Source organism: Pseudolactococcus yaeyamensis (genome assembly GCF_054658615.1).
Genome location: NZ_BAAGGP010000170.1, coordinates 1 through 1,775 on the forward strand (window position 1 = coordinate 1; position 1,775 = coordinate 1,775).

Genomic DNA, 1,775 nt, shown 5'->3' on the forward strand with positions numbered 1-1,775 from the left:
GAGCACAAGTCCTTGATAGCACTTGCGAAAAAATGAATTTTTCGTAGGCTTATTTAGTGTACCTTAGTTTCATAAATCTTGTAAAATAAATTTACAAGTCTTACTTGACTTATTACCACTAGACTTACTAACAGAAAAAATCAACCACGAATGATTGATTTTTCTGCTTGAAATGCCCTATTTTAAAGGGGTTATGACTTGATAAAGTAATTGATTAAGACAAATGTGGTATGGAATTTGTTTCTTTAATTTTGTTTTCTATAAATACCCGCACCGTTAGATCCCAAAATGGCGAAGACTTCTCCTTTTTTAATGGTTAAATCAATAGCGCCAACAGCTTTTTTACCTTTGAAAATTTTGGTAAGTCCATTGACTTGGATTGCTATGTCGTCAGTAGTCATCATGTGATTTCTCTTTTCTTTTTATTTCCTGTCTAAATTCAACAGGTACCTTTACAAAAACAATTATACAAGTACCTGTGTATTTTGTCAAGAGAAAAAGATTCTTTTTTTGAATCACGTACATTACACCAAACAAAAACACGTCAACTGTACGTGTCTTCTAGTCAGTATCACTCTTCATAGCCATGCGGATGTTTCTGATGCCATGTCCAGGCATTTTGGATAATATCTGCAAGTTTTTCTTTCGGTGTCCAAGCTAGTACTTCTTGTGCTTTACTGCTATCTGCTATCAGGGCATCGGGGTCACCAATGCGGCGTGGCCCGATTTCTGATGGGATAGCATGACCTGTCACTTGACGTGCCGTTTCTAGCACTTGTAGGTTAGAATAACCTGTTTTCGTGCCGAGATTAAAGGCATCTGATTGACCGCCAGCTTTGAGGTACTCAAGCGATTTGATATGGGCGTCAATCAAGTCTGTCATGCCGATATAATCGCGGATACAAGTGCCATCTTCGGTTTGATAATCATCGCCGTAAATCATGATTTTGTCGCGTTGACCAAGTGCCACTTGCAAGATTATCGGAATCAGATGCGTTTCGTTTTTATGTGCTTCTCCAATAGAGCCGTCATGCTTAGCGCCTGCGACATTGAAATAACGCAGGGCAACATAGGTCATATCTGTCGCGGCAGCTTGCCAAGCCATCATTTTTTCCATGATAAGCTTGCTCTCGCCATAGGGATTAATAGGGTTTTGAGGTGTTTTTTCCGTGATTGGCATCTCTTCTGGAATGCCAAATGTTGCTGCCGTACTTGAAAACACGATGTGTTTAACATCAAAGTCCTGCATGACGTCAAGTAATGTCATGGCACCACCGACATTATTTTCAAAGTACATGAGCGGTTTTGCCATTGACTCACTCACTAAAGAATAGGCACAAAAATGCATGACCCCTTCGATGTTTTTCTCTTGAGTGAAAACGTCTGTCAAGAAAATTTTGTCACGGATATCTCCTTGGTAAAATCGTGCCTTGTCTGCTACAGCTTCACGATGCCCAGTCGACAAATTATCAACGACTGCAACATCATAACCACGTGCAAGAAATTCATCCGTTGCATGACTACCAATATACCCAGCGCCACCTAAAATCAAAACTGTCATGTTTTATCCTCAATTCTACTTTTTAGTATACGTTTACTAAACATTATAGCATAAAATATTTGCGTTTTCAATAATATTGGCTAAGAGCCACGACAAACGCATGAAATAAATAATTCCCTAGTATCTCTATTTATGTTAAAGTAAAAGAAAAGCTATTAAGGGAGTTCATGATGTACGAAATCTACGCGTATTTAGAAAGCGTCACAGATCCGCG

General features: G+C 38.9%; 2 protein-coding genes. Both read right to left on the bottom strand.

The annotated features are described in order from the left end of the window. Nucleotides 1–245 precede the first annotated feature (245 nt). Nucleotides 246–404: a hypothetical protein gene (locus ACYQ21_RS15435; RefSeq protein WP_460059556.1), complete on the bottom strand. Its 159-nt coding sequence runs from the start codon at nt 402–404 to the stop codon at nt 246–248. Between the two features lie 167 nt (nt 405–571). After that, nucleotides 572–1,561, bottom strand: a complete 990-nt coding sequence (galE, locus tag ACYQ21_RS15440) for a UDP-glucose 4-epimerase GalE (protein ID WP_460059557.1) — start codon at nt 1,559–1,561, stop codon at nt 572–574. Nucleotides 1,562–1,775 lie beyond the last annotated feature (214 nt).

Excerpts from the sequence above, each read along its gene's own strand:
- ACYQ21_RS15435 (WP_460059556.1), bottom strand. The coding sequence starts at position 404 with ATGATGACTACTGACGACATAGCAATCCAAGTCAATGGACTTACCAAA.
- galE (WP_460059557.1), bottom strand. The coding sequence starts at position 1,561 with ATGACAGTTTTGATTTTAGGTGGCGCTGGGTATATTGGTAGTCATGCA.